This window comes from Wolbachia endosymbiont (group A) of Volucella bombylans, from assembly GCF_964026965.1.
Taxonomy (GTDB): domain Bacteria; phylum Pseudomonadota; class Alphaproteobacteria; order Rickettsiales; family Anaplasmataceae; genus Wolbachia; species Wolbachia pipientis.
Window position 1 is genome coordinate 1051396 of sequence record NZ_OZ034717.1, and the last position, 16972, is coordinate 1068367.

The 16972-nt window shown below is 35.7% G+C and carries 16 protein-coding genes and 1 pseudogene; 3 read left to right on the forward strand and 14 right to left on the reverse strand.

Annotated features, from left to right (window positions below; all coding sequences use genetic code 11):
- Window positions 1-44: 44 nt before the first annotated feature.
- Window positions 45-1223, reverse strand: a complete 1179-nt coding sequence (locus AAGD51_RS05285) for an aspartate aminotransferase family protein (RefSeq protein WP_038249924.1) — start codon at window positions 1221-1223, stop codon at window positions 45-47.
- Between the two features lie 275 nt (window positions 1224-1498).
- Here AAGD51_RS05285 and AAGD51_RS05290 point away from each other — a divergent pair, with 275 nt between their 5' ends.
- Window positions 1499-2671, forward strand: coding sequence for an NADH-quinone oxidoreductase subunit D (locus AAGD51_RS05290; protein ID WP_077188163.1), 1173 nt, complete (start codon window positions 1499-1501; stop codon window positions 2669-2671).
- Window positions 2672-2698: 27 nt separating this feature from the next.
- Here AAGD51_RS05290 and AAGD51_RS05295 read toward each other — a convergent pair whose 3' ends face one another.
- The 8 genes and pseudogenes from AAGD51_RS05295 to AAGD51_RS05325 all read right to left on the reverse strand — a co-directional run bounded on the left by AAGD51_RS05295 (window position 2699) and on the right by AAGD51_RS05325 (window position 8762).
- Window positions 2699-2842: a hypothetical protein gene (locus tag AAGD51_RS05295; RefSeq protein ID WP_153296793.1), complete on the reverse strand. Its 144-nt coding sequence runs from the start codon at window positions 2840-2842 to the stop codon at window positions 2699-2701.
- Between the two features lie 589 nt (window positions 2843-3431).
- Window positions 3432-3626, reverse strand: a pseudogene (locus tag AAGD51_RS05300) (IS256 family transposase); the annotation flags it as partial.
- 84 nt (window positions 3627-3710) lie between these two features.
- Complete coding sequence (rmuC, locus tag AAGD51_RS05305; protein WP_077188164.1) at window positions 3711-5042, reverse strand: DNA recombination protein RmuC; 1332 nt, start codon at window positions 5040-5042, stop codon at window positions 3711-3713.
- A 256-nt stretch (window positions 5043-5298) separates the two neighbouring features.
- Window positions 5299-5469, reverse strand: coding sequence for a DDE-type integrase/transposase/recombinase (locus AAGD51_RS07300; RefSeq protein ID WP_080717647.1), 171 nt, complete (start codon window positions 5467-5469; stop codon window positions 5299-5301).
- Window positions 5470-5931: 462 nt separating this feature from the next.
- Complete coding sequence (locus tag AAGD51_RS05310) at window positions 5932-6066, reverse strand: hypothetical protein (RefSeq protein WP_007548509.1); 135 nt, start codon at window positions 6064-6066, stop codon at window positions 5932-5934.
- The gene (locus AAGD51_RS05315) at window positions 6063-6197 is read right to left on the reverse strand and encodes an IS3 family transposase (protein ID WP_007548354.1); all 135 of its coding nucleotides are present in this window, start codon (window positions 6195-6197) and stop codon (window positions 6063-6065) included. Before AAGD51_RS05315 ends, AAGD51_RS05310 begins: the two co-directional genes overlap by 4 nt.
- Window positions 6198-6302: 105 nt before the next feature.
- Window positions 6303-7013 carry a class II aldolase/adducin family protein gene (locus tag AAGD51_RS05320; protein WP_077188560.1) on the reverse strand — a complete coding sequence of 237 codons (711 nt, stop codon included), beginning with the start codon at window positions 7011-7013 and terminating at the stop codon, window positions 6303-6305.
- A 366-nt stretch (window positions 7014-7379) separates the two neighbouring features.
- Window positions 7380-8762, reverse strand: coding sequence for an IS66-like element ISWen3 family transposase (locus tag AAGD51_RS05325; protein WP_007548562.1), 1383 nt, complete (start codon window positions 8760-8762; stop codon window positions 7380-7382).
- 123 nt (window positions 8763-8885) lie between these two features.
- Between AAGD51_RS05325 and AAGD51_RS05330 the strand changes: the two genes are divergently transcribed.
- Window positions 8886-9407, forward strand: a complete 522-nt coding sequence (locus AAGD51_RS05330; RefSeq protein WP_410542057.1) for a hypothetical protein — start codon at window positions 8886-8888, stop codon at window positions 9405-9407.
- Here the strand turns inward: AAGD51_RS05330 and tsaB are convergent.
- The 3 genes from tsaB to AAGD51_RS05345 all read right to left on the reverse strand — a co-directional run bounded on the left by tsaB (window position 9402) and on the right by AAGD51_RS05345 (window position 12244).
- Entirely contained in the window at window positions 9402-9986 is a 585-nt protein-coding gene (gene tsaB, locus AAGD51_RS05335; protein WP_077188562.1) for a tRNA (adenosine(37)-N6)-threonylcarbamoyltransferase complex dimerization subunit type 1 TsaB, read from the reverse strand. The two genes, AAGD51_RS05330 and tsaB, sit on opposite strands and share 6 nt — an antisense overlap.
- Window positions 9986-11116, reverse strand: a complete 1131-nt coding sequence (locus tag AAGD51_RS05340; RefSeq protein WP_049973631.1) for a cation:dicarboxylate symporter family transporter — start codon at window positions 11114-11116, stop codon at window positions 9986-9988. The genes tsaB and AAGD51_RS05340 overlap by 1 nt, the downstream gene beginning before the upstream one ends.
- Before the next feature lie 138 nt (window positions 11117-11254).
- A complete protein-coding gene (locus AAGD51_RS05345; RefSeq protein WP_341810394.1) occupies window positions 11255-12244 on the reverse strand; it encodes a ribonucleotide-diphosphate reductase subunit beta in 990 nt (329 codons plus the stop codon).
- A 131-nt stretch (window positions 12245-12375) separates the two neighbouring features.
- Between AAGD51_RS05345 and AAGD51_RS05350 the strand changes: the two genes are divergently transcribed.
- Window positions 12376-12714: an outer membrane protein assembly factor BamE gene (locus AAGD51_RS05350; RefSeq protein WP_006279908.1), complete on the forward strand. Its 339-nt coding sequence runs from the start codon at window positions 12376-12378 to the stop codon at window positions 12712-12714.
- 38 nt (window positions 12715-12752) lie between these two features.
- Here AAGD51_RS05350 and AAGD51_RS05355 read toward each other — a convergent pair whose 3' ends face one another.
- Both AAGD51_RS05355 and secA read right to left on the reverse strand, forming a co-directional pair.
- Window positions 12753-14135: an IS66-like element ISWen3 family transposase gene (locus tag AAGD51_RS05355; RefSeq protein WP_007548562.1), complete on the reverse strand. Its 1383-nt coding sequence runs from the start codon at window positions 14133-14135 to the stop codon at window positions 12753-12755.
- Window positions 14136-14239: 104 nt separating this feature from the next.
- A complete protein-coding gene (gene secA, locus AAGD51_RS05360) occupies window positions 14240-16900 on the reverse strand; it encodes a preprotein translocase subunit SecA (protein WP_006280033.1) in 2661 nt (886 codons plus the stop codon).
- Between the last annotated feature and the right edge of the window lie 72 nt (window positions 16901-16972).

The following is a 16972-nucleotide window of genomic DNA, read 5'->3' on the forward strand; positions in this document are numbered from 1 at the left end:
TGTTATGAGAGGCATTTGCAAGCCTGAATTTATATTGCCGAATTTTATATACCTTTAATCTTAAAAAACAAATCATAAAGCATATTACACGCTGCGTTCACATGCTCATCCTCAATGATAAGTGGTGGGGTTACCCTTACTACTTTGTTGTTTAAAACCCTAGTTATTATTAAACCTTTATCAAGAGATCGACTAATAATTTTATCAGCTACAGGAGTTGCTAGTTCTATTCCCATTAGTAACCCTTCTCCACGAACTTCTAAAATCATCTCAGGAAATTCTTTAGCTAAAAGCAACAGCTTTTCTTTTAAATCTTTACTAATTTTTTTAACATGATCAAAAAAGCCTTCTTTTAGCATTATATCGAGCACTGCATTACCAACAGTCATGGCAAGTGGATTGCCACCATAGGTTGATCCATGAGTTCCTGGAGTGATTGCTTCTGCTATATAATCTTTCACTAAACATGCAGCTAAAGGAAAACCGTTACCCATAGCTTTTGCACAGGTTAGCATATCAGGTTCAATGCCGACATTTTGATAATGAAATAAAGAACCGATGCGTCCATATCCGCACTGCACTTCATCAAAGCACAAAATTATTCCTTGAGCTTTTGTTATTTCCCTTACTTTTTGAAGATATTCTACGTCTAGTGGATATACTCCACCTTCGCTTTGTATGGGCTCTAAAAATACAGCAGCTATTTCATTGTTGATTTTTTCTTCTAATGCTTTAATGTCATTTCTTGGCACTTTATCAAAACCAGAAAGGAGCGGAGCAAAACCTTCGCGTGATTTTTCATTGCCTCCAGCAGAAATTGCAGCAATACTGCGGCCATGAAAGCCTCCTTCAATTGTAATAATACGATTACGTTTTGCTTGCCCTTTTGAATAAAAGTAACGACGAATAAACTTAATTGCAGCTTCTGTTGCTTCAAGCCCACTTGAGCAGAAAAAAACTTTATCTGCAAAAGTAAGGGTTGTTAAACGCTCGGCAAGCCTTTCTTGCTCGGGAATAGTGAAAATGTTAGAGCAGTGCCATAATGAGCTCGATTGCTCTTTCAGCTTATCTGTAATGTATGGATGACAATGCCCTAAAGAAGTTGTAGAAATACCTGCAGCAAAATCTAAATATTTTTTACCATCTTTATCAAAAAGATATGCCCCTTCTCCCCTGACTATAGGAGTGTCAAGTCTATTATACGCATTAACAACATGATCCATTTTATAAGTATTGTGGTATTATCTATACTATACCTGAAATGAATCCATTAACACAAAGCTTTTCCTTTAACCTCTTATGCTACTTCAACTAAAAATTTGGCTAATGCAAACCTTTTTTGTCATTCTATAGCTAAAGTGACTTGGTTTTACCAACACTTATTAGCCATTGTAAAAGTTTTTGTTTCTATTGAATGATAGTTGTAGCCTATGCAAGAAGTTTATTGACTTTGAGCGCACTTTAGCCTATACAATTTTAATATCTTAAACTACTGGACATGCCCGATCTAAAGACAATGATGTTAAATTTTGGACCTCAGCACCCAGCTGCACATGGAGTGTTGCGTCTTGTTTTAGAGATGGATGGTGAAGTGATCGAGAGGGCAGATCCCCATATTGGGCTTTTGCACCGCGGTACTGAAAAATTAATAGAACATAAAACGTATCTTCAAGCTTTGCCTTATTTTGATCGCCTTGATTACGTATCACCAATGTCACAAGAGCATGCATATTCACTTTGTGTGGAGAAATTGTTGCAATGTGAAGTGCCAATTAGGGCAAAGTATTTACGTGTCTTGTTTTGTGAACTGACGAGAATACTAAATCATTTACTGAACGTTTCTTCTCAAGCACTTGATGTTGGAGCAATGACCCCTCTTTTATGGCTCTTTGAAGAAAGAGAAAAAATACTGGAATTTTACGAAAGAGCTTCAGGTGCAAGGTTTCACGCAGCTTACATCAGGCCAGGTGGAATTGCAGCAGATGTTCCAGAAGATTTGATTGAGGATATTGCAAAGTTTATAGAGCAATTTCCAAAATATATAGACGATGTTGATGAACTTTTAACAGAAAATAGGATATGGAAGCAACGCACTGTAGGAATTAGTGCAATATCAATTAAACAGGCACTTGATTGGGGCTTTAGTGGCCCAATGTTGCGCGCTGCTGGGCTTGCTTGGGATTTGCGAAAAAGCCAGCCATATGAGATATATGATCAACTAGATTTTGATATACCGATCGGCCAAAATGGCGACTGTTATGACCGTTATCTAGTTAGAATGGCAGAGATTAGGCAATCTATCAGTTTGGTGAAGCAGTGCATAGAGAAAATGCCTGAAGGGCAAATAAAAACTGAAGATAGAAAAATTTCTCCACCGTCAAGAGCAGAGATGAAAAAATCTATGGAAGCTCTGATTCACCATTTTAAGCTCTATTCAGAAGGATATCACGTACCAGAAGGTGAGGCTTACGCAGTTGTTGAGGCACCAAAAGGTGAGTTTGGAGTGTATATAGTTTCAGATGGTACCAATAGACCTTATAGGTGCCGAATAAGAGCACCTGGCTTTGCGCATTTACAAGCCTTAGACTTTATGGCAAAAGGACACATGCTTGCTGACGTTGCAGCAATTATTGGCTCACTCGATATAGTTTTTGGTGAGATTGATAGGTAATCATTGGTACCCGTTCAGGCAATGGCGTCATGCAAGTAGCTGACACATAACTGTACGAACATTTGTTTGCAAAGGCAGTATGTTAAGTGTTATAGCCGATTTTGCCTCAAACACAAAGGCAGTGCCTTGACTACTTGGATCCAGAAAAATTGATTGTGTACTATACAACATTTTTGATCAAAAGCGTAACCGTTCACTGTTAGACTGCATTCTGTGATTTTTAGCAAAACACGATCTTTCATTTGAGCTTTCTTCAATTTAAAATAAATACAGAAAATTGCTGCCTATAGCTAAACTGACTTAGATTTACCAACAATCGTCATCCCGCTACTTGTTAGCGGCTAAGAGATACCGCGGCGGCATAGCTATCTTCAAAAATATGGTTGAATAATTGTGTGTATAATTATTAATATTTTTAAGCACTTTGGCTATGGCTTTATCTAAGTTTCTCGACCCTAAGCTGGATTTAACCTTCAAAAAAATATGTAGGGTCAAGAACTGGCGCGCCTACTTTAGGGTTTGGTGGCTGATCCATTGTTTTCACAATAGGCCTCAATCCAAATTCCCATGTTAACGTTTCCAGCTCCCGCCTCGTCAAACGCAGCATCCGCACTACGCTTTCCTAGCAGATTCTTTACCAAAGTTTATAACATATTGTGCTGGTGATGCTTTCGGTTTGTAATACCTTATTCTGTAGTCTGAATATAGACCCAGCGTTTTGTATATCCATTCGCTACTCCACTTCTTCCAACCAAACCCTCTCTTCACTTTCAGCTAATAAGTGATTTTCTATTTCACCTTCCAAACTTGCCTCCAGCAGCTTTTTTATAAATGGTGTAAATGCTCCATCCCTTCCTGTTAATGGTCTGCCTTCCCTTATTGATGACAGTATATTTGCTTCCAGTTCTTTGTAATCTACCAAACCGGTAGTTCTGTTTACTACTTTCTGACTCATTGTCAAACCTCCATTTTTTTTATATCAATTTATTACTTTTTTTTTGGTTTGACACACTTTTTTGAACATTCCCTGTTAAGATGCCTAATCTACTTTCAGCTCCTCAGTATGTAAACTGCGTGGTAAAGACTCTAATTCCTTTGCAGCACTTAAACTTTTATTTTTTGCATGTATACCAAGCTTATTGAATTCTCGAGCAGCAGGAAACACCCTTGCTTCAAGAGAGCCAGCAGTTTTATTATAATGATCAACAGCACTTTTTAAGCTCCTGCGCAAATTATCAAAGTTTTCACCCATTGTGCAAATGCGCTCATATAAAATATGACCTAGTTCACTGATTTTCTTTGCGTTTTCAGCTATCATCTCTTGCTTCCATCCATACGCTATTGCTCTCAGCAACGCAATTAGAGTGATCGGTGTTGCAATGATCACTTTTTTTTCCACTCCAATCTCTATCAAAGCAGGCTCATATTCCAGTGCTGCGCTAAAAACCCCCTCCCCTGTTAAGAAAAGCACCACAAGTTCTGGCGTATTTTCAAATTGATTCCAATACTCTTTTTTACCCAAGTCATTTATGTGTTTTTTTATTGCCAGGGAATGGTTCTTTAATTTCTCCTTTTGTATTTGCAAATCATTTTGTGATATAGCATCCATGTAAGAATCAAGCGGCACTTTAGCATCTATTATTATTTGCTTTCCAGATGGCATTTTGATTATTAAATCAGGACGCAATAAATTATCCTCGTTTTTATCAATCACTGACGGCTGAGTAAAAAAATCGCAATACTCAATCATTCCTGCCATTTCTACCACTCTTTTGAGTTGCATTTCACCCCATTTGCCCCTAATGTGAGGTTTCCTCAGGGCATTAGCAAGGTTGGAAGTTTGGTTCATCAGCGCTCCAATTTGCTCCTTTAAACCTTCATAGGCCCCTACCCTCTCCTTTTCTAGCTCACGTATTTCATTATCGAATTTTTCTAATTTTTCTTTTATTGGAGTTACAACTTCGTTGATCGTTGCTTGTCTTTTTTTGAAATCGCTTTCCGTTTCTTTTAATTTACTATCGATTACTTCCTTTGCTAAGTTCAGAAAATTATTGTTATTTGTTTGCAAAGCATCAAGAGAGAGCGCTTTAAAAGTGTTTGTTAATCTCTCCTCTGCTTTTGTTAGTAATTCTATTTCCTTTTTCTTTTCCTCACGTTCTTTTTGCAGAGTTACTTCAAGTTCTGCTCTTTTGACCCTTAAATCAACTATTTCTTCATTCTTCGTAAGCAAAGTTTGCTTTGTTTCTTGAAGTTCTTGCTCTAATTTACATAAATTACCCTCAAGGTTTGCTTTCTTTTCGCTCAGTTTTTTTACGATAATGTAGAAAAATAGTAATAGAGAGACAACCAGAGCTATAGAATTGAAAAGCATCAGAATAAAAAAGCTGTATTTACAATTCTATATGATTTTTGTGTGTATAAGAAAGAAAAAAGGAGCACCTAAAGAGGTGACCTTACCCAGAAAAAGCAGAGAGAAAGTTAAGACGCTTTTATCATGAGAATAAATTGTGCAGGAATGCAATAGTTAATAGTAGAATGTCTACGTTATTTGTTATAAAAGATTTCTATGTATTCAAATATGGCAGTTCTGGTTTGTTGAGCGAGAAGTATCAATAAGCAGCTCCCTTTTAAGTGAACTTTTCTGCAACAGAGTTATCGTAACAACAGCCCTTATGGCTCATGCTGGAAATGATGTTTTTTGTATTCAATAGAAATTGGTAATTTTGAGAGGTATACTGTGACCCTTGATCGCTATGTAACAGCAGATTTTTATCGGGTTTGCGTTTATCAACGGCCATCAATAAAGAATCTATAACTAATTATCATGTTACTCATTAACCACCATGCGTGAATATAGGTCAATTATTGCCGCCAACAACCTTCTTTAGTTTTTATGTAGGTAATCCCAAACTTTATTTGGCTGATCAGTAGTAAAATTTTGATCCAATGTGTTCGGAGCCACAACTCGGTTGCTTATTTGCTGTTTTTTATTTTTGAACCTTCGTCTAAGCTTGGTTTTAATGCCATTTTCTTGCATAACACTTTGTACTGTTTTAATTTTTGCCTAAAGCTTTTAATTCAGCGTGAATTTTAGGGGCTCCATATCTGCATTTAGAATGCTTGATGTATTTTTTGAATATCTGCTAGAAGCCCTTCTTTTGCTAATTCTTTACTGCTTTTTTCCTTAGCAACCCATACCACCAGTACAAAACCCTACATAGTTCCTGTGTTTTATAGCAATTTCTATATAAAAGAATACTTTACTCTTTTTCTTTGCCCAGGGCTTTTTTTAAGATGTCTCTTTCTCTTATTAGCTCTTTTTTTAGATCAAATCTTTCTTTGTCATAAGGAGCCTTTGCCTGGAAATGCGTATGCTCCAGACATTTTTCCATCATATTTTCTTACTTAACATACTGCCATCTATACCTAGATCTTTTGCTATTTTTGTACTTGCTTGACCTGTTTCTTTAACCAGCTTAACAGCTTCTAATTTGAATTCTGCTGTATATTCTCTTCTATTTGTCATATTTTGAAAAAACGTTTTATTTTACTCCAAAAACGTCTTAACTTTCTCTCTACTTTTTCTGGGTAAGGTCACTACTTGGATGACAGATAGTAGTGCGAAAGTCTCTTACAACTTACTTTTAATTAGTCTAACCCATGCGTGCCAATCCCTCTCACCAAGATTGCTTTCAAAAGATAGGAGATCCTTTACAGCTTTTGAGCAAATTTCTTCACTTGGAATTGATAACTCCTTATTCATTGCTAACGTTAAACATTGAGTTTTGCACGCTTGTTCTAAATGATACGTGTAAAACATTGCTTCTTGTATAGTCCGACCACACGTTATAGATCCATGATTACGCATTAACATGACAAAATTTTCTTTCAGATCAGCTATTAACCTCTTTCCTTCTGTATCGCTAAGTGCTAGGGAATTATAATTATGGTAAGAGATTTTATTGTAAAAGTGCAGTGCCCATTGACTTATAGGAAGCAGCCCATCTTTGAGAGAAGAAACCGCTACAATAGAAGGTGTATGCAAGTGAAAAATTGCTTGAATATCTTTCCTTGCTTGATAAATAAAACCATGAATTATATAGCCAGTTCTATTATATTGATATTCTTTGCCTTCAATTACATCTCCATCAAATGATACTTTCATTAACGAACGTTCATCTACTTCATCAAAACGCATACCAAACGGATAAATATAAAACGACTTTTGATCTTCAGAACGCACTGAAAGGTGAGTATATGTATGATCATCGAACTTAAGGTAGGACAAAATCTGATAGGCATAGACTAGATCCCTTTTTACTCTGCTCTTTGTTAACAACACAATCCTCTGTTAGAATCTTCTGAAGGTTTATACGCGAAAAGAGACTTGTAGTAAACTAATAAGTCTATGCCACTCTGTCTTGCTTTCTGAATACCAAACACTTTTGTGTTGTAGCTTGCTTAAAAATAGTTATCGTTATTATAGAGTTTATATACAGAATTTATGTTTTTAAATTACATAATATCTTAACTACAAAAATAATTTTCTATATAATATTTCATATGTTTTAAAGCTTCATTTTTATGTTATTATAAATGTAAGTTTCAAGATTGAAAATAATATGGTAAATATTAACACAAAGAAACAGCCAGCAGGATTTTTCATATATCTCTCTGGTCTTTCGGGGTATCCGTTCAGGAGAGTGGTTTAAGAAACAATAGATAGGAGATTTTGGAAAGGATTGAGACCCCTTTGTTTCCAAGTTAAGTATAATGAAATTATCCGCTCAAGGAATGTATTTCCCCGCTTTGATTGTGTAAAATATGAGTTTTTGCGATAAACGACATAATGCCGAATTTGCCGTTCAGCGTGGTTATTTGTCAGCGGAATATTTTCTGGGTCATCTAAAAATTTCCACATCATTCTTTCAGATCTCAGAACATTTTTTGCAACTCGAGAGGCTCCAATTGCTTCAGGTAAACGAGATATCTCCTTCAAGTAATACTTTGTACGTTTTCTTAATTTTCTGGCACGTCTGACAAACCTCAAAACATCTATCTCACTTTTTAGTAAAGCTTTTTTTAGTGCAAATAATTCAGTGGCCACGTTTCTCAAGTAACAACCCAGAACTTTAACTTCAATATTCCAACTATGTGCTAATCTTTCAAAATCTCTTGATAAATGTGCCCAACAGATTTGCCTGTTTTTATCGGCAAAATAATTGTATGCTGCATACCTGTCAGTTATTACCAAGCTATTGCGATTGCAGAATTTACTATTTTGTAAAACTTTCATTCCTCTTGACTCTGTAAATTTTACAAAACTTGCCGTATTGCTTGCAAACATCCAACACCAAGCGAGTTTACCTTTGTTATAATGGCTCGTTTCATCAATATGTAGAACTTTACTCCTACTTATCTCTTGTTCGATCTGCTCATACATTTTTTTGCATTTTGAAGCAACTCTATGTTCACTATTTGATATGCTACCGACGCTTATGTTCAAATTGAAGATATCATTTACGACACTCGCTATTTCGCGTTTTGAATTTTTGTAGAATCCGCTGAACGCTGCAATTATTGACTTAACCCTTGGACCAAATGTATCTGGCGTAACACCTTCCGGTAACTTGCTACTTCTTCTCTTTCCGCATCTCCGACAACGGCCATGTTCTAACTGATATTCCACTACATAAGGCTTGATTTCTGGAAGATCAACTTTCTGATGAATATATGGTTTTTCACATATTGCAATTTCTCCTCCGCATTCGCAAGTATTAGGCAACTCTATCTTTACTACTTTATCTGCATCCATGTTGGCGCGAAAACTTCCTTTATGACCAACCTGACCGCCAATATTCCTTTCGCTTTTCGGCTTATTCTTTTTTATTTTATACAACTCTTTGGAACTTGGTATTGATGAATTTTTTGAGCTTAAACCGAGTCTTTCTCTTAACTCAGCATTTTCTATCTTTAAAGCCTTATTTTCTGCTTTTAAACTTTCATTCTCTTTTTCCAATCTTTCTATTTTTGCTTCTAACCTTTCTATTTTTTGCTGTAAATTTTTGCAAAGTTCTAAAAGGTTTACCATATTATTTCACTTTTGCTCTATGATTATCTTTTTAGATCACCTTGTCTACCTTATTCTGCCACTCCGCTGAACGGATACCTTTCGGGAAGTGGTAAACTTTCCACAGCAATAGAATTATCTAATATGATAAACGCATTAATTGTAAATAGTAAGTTCTATAACAATGTTCAAGCTTGCTCTATATACGATGGTGTCTTTGAACGTGATCAAATACCTAAAGAAGTTCAAGATAGAATATATGGCATTATGCAAATTATGCTTCAGGTAATAGAAAATTATCCGATTCACTCAAAAAATTACATATTTATTGATGAGTTGATGGAAAATAATGACCAGAACATGAGGATGTATGATTCAATAGTAAGGCTTAGTAAAAAAATGAACACAGAAATCCTTCCTGTGGTACTTAGGTGTGATCTACCGACATTACAAAAGCGTATTGCATTAAAAAGGCAAAGAAAAAATAGGAAGGTGATTAATCTAAATAGCATGATAGAGCAATGTAGGATTAACAATTTATTTACACCACCGAGTGCTATAGAGATAGAAAATTCAAATATGAGTATAAAAGAAGTAGCTCAAGAGATAGTAAACCAGATGCACAAGCTTAGCCAAATTGCGTGTATGCAAAAAAATAGTCTATAGCAATTTCATATACTGAGGCTCATTTAAATATAGAGCTTCAACTTCATTTAATTTTTGCTTGTTCTTTAGTCTATAATGAACTAATAGCCCTGCATGGCTAGCATTTAAATTGCAATCCATATGTGTACTGCTTGTAGCGTGACCAGGGTCACATGCTGCAGTTGGACCAGACAGCGGCAATAAATTGAAATCAAATAACTGTGTATAAAACCCTTGAGCATTTTTGATTATAGCTCTGATATTTTTTTTGCTATTTGCACAAAGCAAAGATATTGCGTAGGCTTGAACTTCCAGCGCACTAACCCCGTATAACGGCTTATTTGTAGCAAGATTTATACCTTGTGCAGCTGATATACCAACTCTAATTCCAGTGAAACTTCCTGGTCCAACTACTACCGCCAAATGATCTATTTTATCATAATTATAGTTGTGCTTATCAAATAAAGTACTTAGTATTTGAAAAAATGATTCTGCATGACTATTGCTGGTGGAATTGTGCTCTACAAAACAGTTACCATCATAATCAACTATTGCTATTGAACTACCAATACCTACAGTATCAATCGCTAAAATAGACATTACTTAAGCTTATCATAGAGTTTTGAAAATATCATAGTAAAGGCACCATTACCCATAACATTTGCTGAAGTGATTATTGGATCAAACACTATATACAATGCTGTGATTAACGAAAGCATTTCTGGAGAAAATTTGAGGTATTTCTCAAGAATAGGTAGCATTACCATAATTCCTCCTGCCGGCACTGCAACGATAGCAAACTTAAATAACAAAAAATAGAGAAGGAAAGTTACATAGTCTGTTGTGCACAATGAATAACCGGAGGCAATTATCATTGATAATATTATGATAAAAAAGCAATCACCTACTAAATGAAAGCTAGCAGTTATTGGCACAACAGACGATGCTATGTCAGGTTGCTTTACATTTTTTTTGCTTCCTTCAAGACTAAGAGGCATAGTTGCATTACTAGACATTGTGCTCATCGCAGTAATAAATGCCGGTATCATATTGCCTATACTAGCTATCCAGCTTGTGATCTTGAATGAATTTGCTGCTCCATATAAGAGGAAAACATAAAGGTAGGTTGCAGATGCTATAATAATGAAAATTATTGAGTAATCCTTAAATATTATAGATAAAACTTGATCATGCTGCATTTTTAAAGCAAGCCCAAGTACAAATATTGGAATAATCGGCGTCAAAAACGTCTTCAAAATAAAGAGAGTTAAATCTAACATTTTGTTCGAAAGCTCTTTGCTTTTCTTGGGTAGCAGTGTGGACACTACTATGCTGGACACAAATCCACAGGCAAGGGCATAAAAATTAGAAAGCAATGCAGGCAGCCTAAACGACCATAAGGGAACAATTGTTTCTTCATACGTTATATCTTGTATTGAATGAGTGTTTTGTATGATGAAATGCCCAACAGAATAAGCTATTAAACTTGAAGCCAGATTTGACAAGAAGATCATTATAATAAGTAACAATATGAACTTTATAGCTGACTGCTTAAGATTGTTAACACTGCTAAAGATTAACGCAAAAATAATAAAAGGCATTATAAATAGCAAAACCTCTTTTATACTCAGGCTCGTTGAGTACAAGAAGGTTTTTGCTTCCATTGGAACTAAATGACCAAAGAATGCAACTGAAGTGATGACCGTGAGTAAGATTAATAGTTGTAGCACGTTCTTATATACCAATGTCCTATGGACATATATATGGTAAGTTAGTTGTTAAGTAAAGCAAAACTGTCTAAACTGCACAGCAAATGGTGTAATGAAAGTAGCTGACACTGGAATGACAAAGAAGAGTGAAATTAGCACTCACTTATTATTCGTGTCGTTTTCAGTAAAAGCCTCCTCCCATGTGCCTTGAGTTGCTGCACGGCTATACTCTGTTACTATATTTTCAAAGAAATTCGTATGTTCCACGCCATTTAGTATTTCATCAAGCCACGGAATAGGATTATCATTAACATCATATATGGACTCAAGACCTAATTGCATTAACCGTCTGTTTGCTACGTAGCGTATGTAATTGCGCACTTCTTCTGCGGATAGTCCTTCAACGTCTCCGAAATCAAAAGCAAGCTTTATGAATTCATCCTCAAGTTCAACAATGGTGCGACATGCAGAATATAATTCCTCTTTAAACTCGTCGTCCCAAATTTCATTATTTTCTTTAATAAATGTATTAAACAACATGATAATTGAATTGGTGTGCAAAGTTTCATCACGGGCTGACCAGGCAATTATTTGTCCCATGCCTTTCATTTTTCCAAAGCGTTGAAAATTGAGCAAAATTGCAAATGATGCGAATAACTGCAACCCCTCGGTAAATGCACCAAACACCGCTAGAGTTTTAGCTACATGTTTTTTATCGTGTTTTTTGCTTTCCTCGAATTCTAACATGTATTCATACTTCTTTCTCATAGCATCATACTTTAAGAATGCTTGATACTCGCTTTCTGGCATGCCAATTGTGTCTAAAAGATAAGAATAAGCTGCAATGTGTATAGTTTCCATATTGGAAAAGCTTGCAAGCATCATGCATATTTCCGTTGGCTTAAATATATTTGAATAATGCCTCATGTAGCAGTTATTTACTTCAATGTCTGCCTGAGTAAAAAATCTAAAGATCTGGGTTAGTAGATTTTTTTCTACACTTGAAAGTTTAGTTTTCCAATCCTTTACGTCATCAGCAAGTGGAACTTCCTCAGGTATCCAATGGATTCTTTGTTGCTGCAGCCACGCATCATACGCCCAAGGGTAATTAAAAGGTTTGTATATTGGATCTGCTTCTAACAATGACATAAGACACCTATTATTTTCTAAAGTAAATATTATATTAAGTGATATTGAGAATCAGTCAATTTAACTTTTTTGAAATTTGACGGCAGATAATTTATTAGTGTATTATAGCTTCAAGTAATTTATCAACAGAAATGCGAGTATTAATATCTTTTATTTTATTATTTACAGTGAGCTGCACTCACACTATTCACAATCACGGAGCTCCTGGCATTAGTGTTGAATTGTGGAGCAAGATAAAAGTAGGTGACGATAAAGAAAAAGTGGTTCACACTTTAGGATCACCAACATTAGTATCAAAGTTCGATGACAATGTTTGGTACTATGTCTCATATAAAATTAAACAAGCCAACTTTTTAGGAAAAAGGAAGTATAGTAGTAAGTCTCTGCAAATTTCATTCGACCAGGACGGTAAAGTTGAAGATACAAAAGAAACTGACATCTTAGAGAGATCTTTGGCTGTTTCTGATTGAAAGTTTGCTAACTATGGGTATCCGTTCAGGAGAGTGGTTTAAGAAACAATAGATAGGAGATTTTGGAAAGGATTGAGACCCCTTTGTTTCCAAGTTAAGTATAATGAAATTATCCGCTCAAGGAATGTATTTCCCCGCTTTGATTGTGTAAAATATGAGTTTTTGCGATAAACGACATAATGCCGAATTTGCCGTTCAGCGTGGTTATTTGTCAGCGGAATATTTTCTGGGTCATCTAAAAATTTCCACATCATTCTTTCAGATCTCAGAACATTTTTTGCAACTCGAGAGGCTCCAATTGCTTCAGGTAAACGAGATATCTCCTTCAAGTAATACTTTGTACGTTTTCTTAATTTTCTGGCACGTCTGACAAACCTCAAAACATCTATCTCACTTTTTAGTAAAGCTTTTTTTAGTGCAAATAATTCAGTGGCCACGTTTCTCAAGTAACAACCCAGAACTTTAACTTCAATATTCCAACTATGTGCTAATCTTTCAAAATCTCTTGATAAATGTGCCCAACAGATTTGCCTGTTTTTATCGGCAAAATAATTGTATGCTGCATACCTGTCAGTTATTACCAAGCTATTGCGATTGCAGAATTTACTATTTTGTAAAACTTTCATTCCTCTTGACTCTGTAAATTTTACAAAACTTGCCGTATTGCTTGCAAACATCCAACACCAAGCGAGTTTACCTTTGTTATAATGGCTCGTTTCATCAATATGTAGAACTTTACTCCTACTTATCTCTTGTTCGATCTGCTCATACATTTTTTTGCATTTTGAAGCAACTCTATGTTCACTATTTGATATGCTACCGACGCTTATGTTCAAATTGAAGATATCATTTACGACACTCGCTATTTCGCGTTTTGAATTTTTGTAGAATCCGCTGAACGCTGCAATTATTGACTTAACCCTTGGACCAAATGTATCTGGCGTAACACCTTCCGGTAACTTGCTACTTCTTCTCTTTCCGCATCTCCGACAACGGCCATGTTCTAACTGATATTCCACTACATAAGGCTTGATTTCTGGAAGATCAACTTTCTGATGAATATATGGTTTTTCACATATTGCAATTTCTCCTCCGCATTCGCAAGTATTAGGCAACTCTATCTTTACTACTTTATCTGCATCCATGTTGGCGCGAAAACTTCCTTTATGACCAACCTGACCGCCAATATTCCTTTCGCTTTTCGGCTTATTCTTTTTTATTTTATACAACTCTTTGGAACTTGGTATTGATGAATTTTTTGAGCTTAAACCGAGTCTTTCTCTTAACTCAGCATTTTCTATCTTTAAAGCCTTATTTTCTGCTTTTAAACTTTCATTCTCTTTTTCCAATCTTTCTATTTTTGCTTCTAACCTTTCTATTTTTTGCTGTAAATTTTTGCAAAGTTCTAAAAGGTTTACCATATTATTTCACTTTTGCTCTATGATTATCTTTTTAGATCACCTTGTCTACCTTATTCTGCCACTCCGCTGAACGGATACATAAACAAACTGTACAACCATAATTATTAATTCACCACAGTAACCGCGCCGTGGCAGTGTTTGTACTTCTTTCCAGAATTACAAGGGCACTTGTCGTTTCTTGAGACTTTGGGAAGTCTGCTATTTCTAGCAGAATGTAACCTATTGCCTATCTCTTGGTTATCTGCCAACTTAAAGTGCGCTAGGCGGTGAATGGTGAGTTCCTTCCATTTTTCAAGCATTGACTCAAACATCAAGAAAGCTTCGCGTTTAAATTCATTCAGTGGATCTTTCTGCCCCATGGCACGTAGGCTTATGCTTTGTCTTAGGCTCTCTAGAACTGAAAGGTGTTCCCTCCATAAATGATCAAGTGTCATTATCATCATTTGCTTCACGATCGTATTCCACAAATCTGTAGTGTGCTGACTGTTGAAATATTTTTCTTTCTCAGTAAAAAATTCTTGTATCTTATCATTTATATAATCCAAAGCTTCTTGTTTGTTTAAAAACTTTGCTAAATCTTCTTTATCAAGCGTTATTCCATACCTTGTATGGAATTCTTTGACTATATCTTCAATATAATCCTCATAATAGCCACTTTGGACTATACCTTCTATTACGCTCTCATTTACTTCGCTATATACTTCAAGTAAATCATTAATTTCGTTGCCTAAGATATTGTTTCTCTGCTTAAAAATAACTTTACGTTGGTTGTTGATTACGTCATCAAACTTAAGTAGAGATTTCCGCACGTCATAGTTTCTAGCTTCAACTTTCTTTTGTGCTTTCTCGAGTGCCTTATTGATCCATGGATGATGAATAGCTTCGTTATTCTTTAGCCCTACTTTTTGTAAAAAACTTCTCATTCTATCAGAGCCAAATATTCTCATTAGGTCATCTTCGAGCGATAAAAAGAACTTAGAAAGTCCAGGATCCCCCTGACGACCAGAACGGCCGCGTAATTGATCATCTATTCTCCTGCTTTCATGTCTTTCGGTTCCAACCACACATAAACCACCAGCTTTTATAGCAATTTCCTTATCTTTTTTTACTCTTTCAACTATTTCTTGGTATTTTTTTTCTCTTTCATCAGCATTTTTTATCTTCTTTAGCTCCACCTTTGCAATCATTTCAGCATTTCCACCAAGCTGAATATCAGTTCCACGTCCTGCCATGTTAGTTGCTATAGTGATACTACCTGGCACTCCAGCTTGCGCTATTATGTACGCCTCTTGTTCATGATAACGAGCATTTAATACTGAATGCTTAAGAGAATGGCTTTGCAAAAGCGCAGAAAGCTTCTCAGAGTTTTCGATGCTCACCGTGCCAACAAGGACCGGTTGAAGGCGTTTGTAGCATTCTTCTATAAACTTCAACACAGCATTAAATTTTTCCTTTTCTGTACCGTAAATTTCATCATCAATATCAACTCTTTTTACAGGTACATTGGTTGGAATTTTTACTACATTTAATCTGTATATATCACGAAACTCTTCTGCCTCTGTTGCTGCTGTTCCCGTCATTCCGGAAAGTTTATTGTACATACGAAAGTAATTCTGAAATGTGACCGATGCTAAAGTTTGGTTTTCATGCTGAATTTCAAGATTCTCCTTCGCTTCAAGTGCCTGATGAAGACCATCGGAATATCTCCTGCCCTCCATCATACGCCCAGTAAATTCATCAATAATCACTACCTTGCCATCCTTTACTATATAATCTTTATCAGCAGTAAACAGCTTATATGCACGTAATGCTTGGTCTATATAATGAGTCATTATCATGCTGTCAGTATCATAGAGCGAGGAATTTTCAGGAATGAGATTGTATGACCTTAGTAGTTCCTCCACTCGTGAAATACCATCTTCAGTCAAGAATACCGTTCTACCTTTTTCATCTACTTCATAATCGGAGTCAACTAATTTGGTTACTATTTTATTGATATGCTTATATATCTGATTGTTTTCCTCAACCGGGCCAGAAATAATAAGCGGAGTGCGAGCTTCATCAATGAGTATTGAGTCCACTTCATCAACTATTCCGTAGTGAAAGCCTCTCTGAACCATGTCTTCTTGAGAAAATTTCATATTGTCTCGCAGGTAATCAAAGGCAAGCTCGTTATTTGTGGAATACACGATATCTGCACTGTAAGCCTCTTTCCTCTCTTCGTCTGTCAAGTTATTCGTAATAAACGCAACAGAAACCCCAAGAGAATTATATAATTTGCTCATCCACTCTGTGTCTCGTTTTGCAAGATAGTCGTTAACAGTTACGACATGTACGCCTTTCCCTTCTAAGGAATTTAGATATGCTGCTAAAGTTGCAACGAGTGTCTTTCCCTCTCCTGTTTTCATTTCTGATATCATGCCATTGTGGAGCACCATTCCACCAATCAGTTGAACATCAAAGTGCCTCATGTTAAGAAACCTTCGAGAGGCTTCACGCACAACTGCAAATGCAGGTACGAGAAGATCATTTAACGTTTTCCCATTTTTCAATTCTCGATTGAATTCTTCAGTTTTACCAGCAAGCTCCTCATCAGATAAGCTCTGCATTTCTGTTTCTAATGCATTTATTTGCTGAACAATTTTCCTAAAGGATTTTATTATCTTCTTGTTTGTTGATCCAAATATCTTTCTTATAAAAAAGAATGACAACGTAAAAATAAAAAATATAAGAATGGCTGTCAAAATTAGCGGAGAATCTAGCATAAACTTAAGTAAAGTCTTATTTAATATGAGATTATATTACTAAATGCAGCCTACAGCAATGACATATTAGAT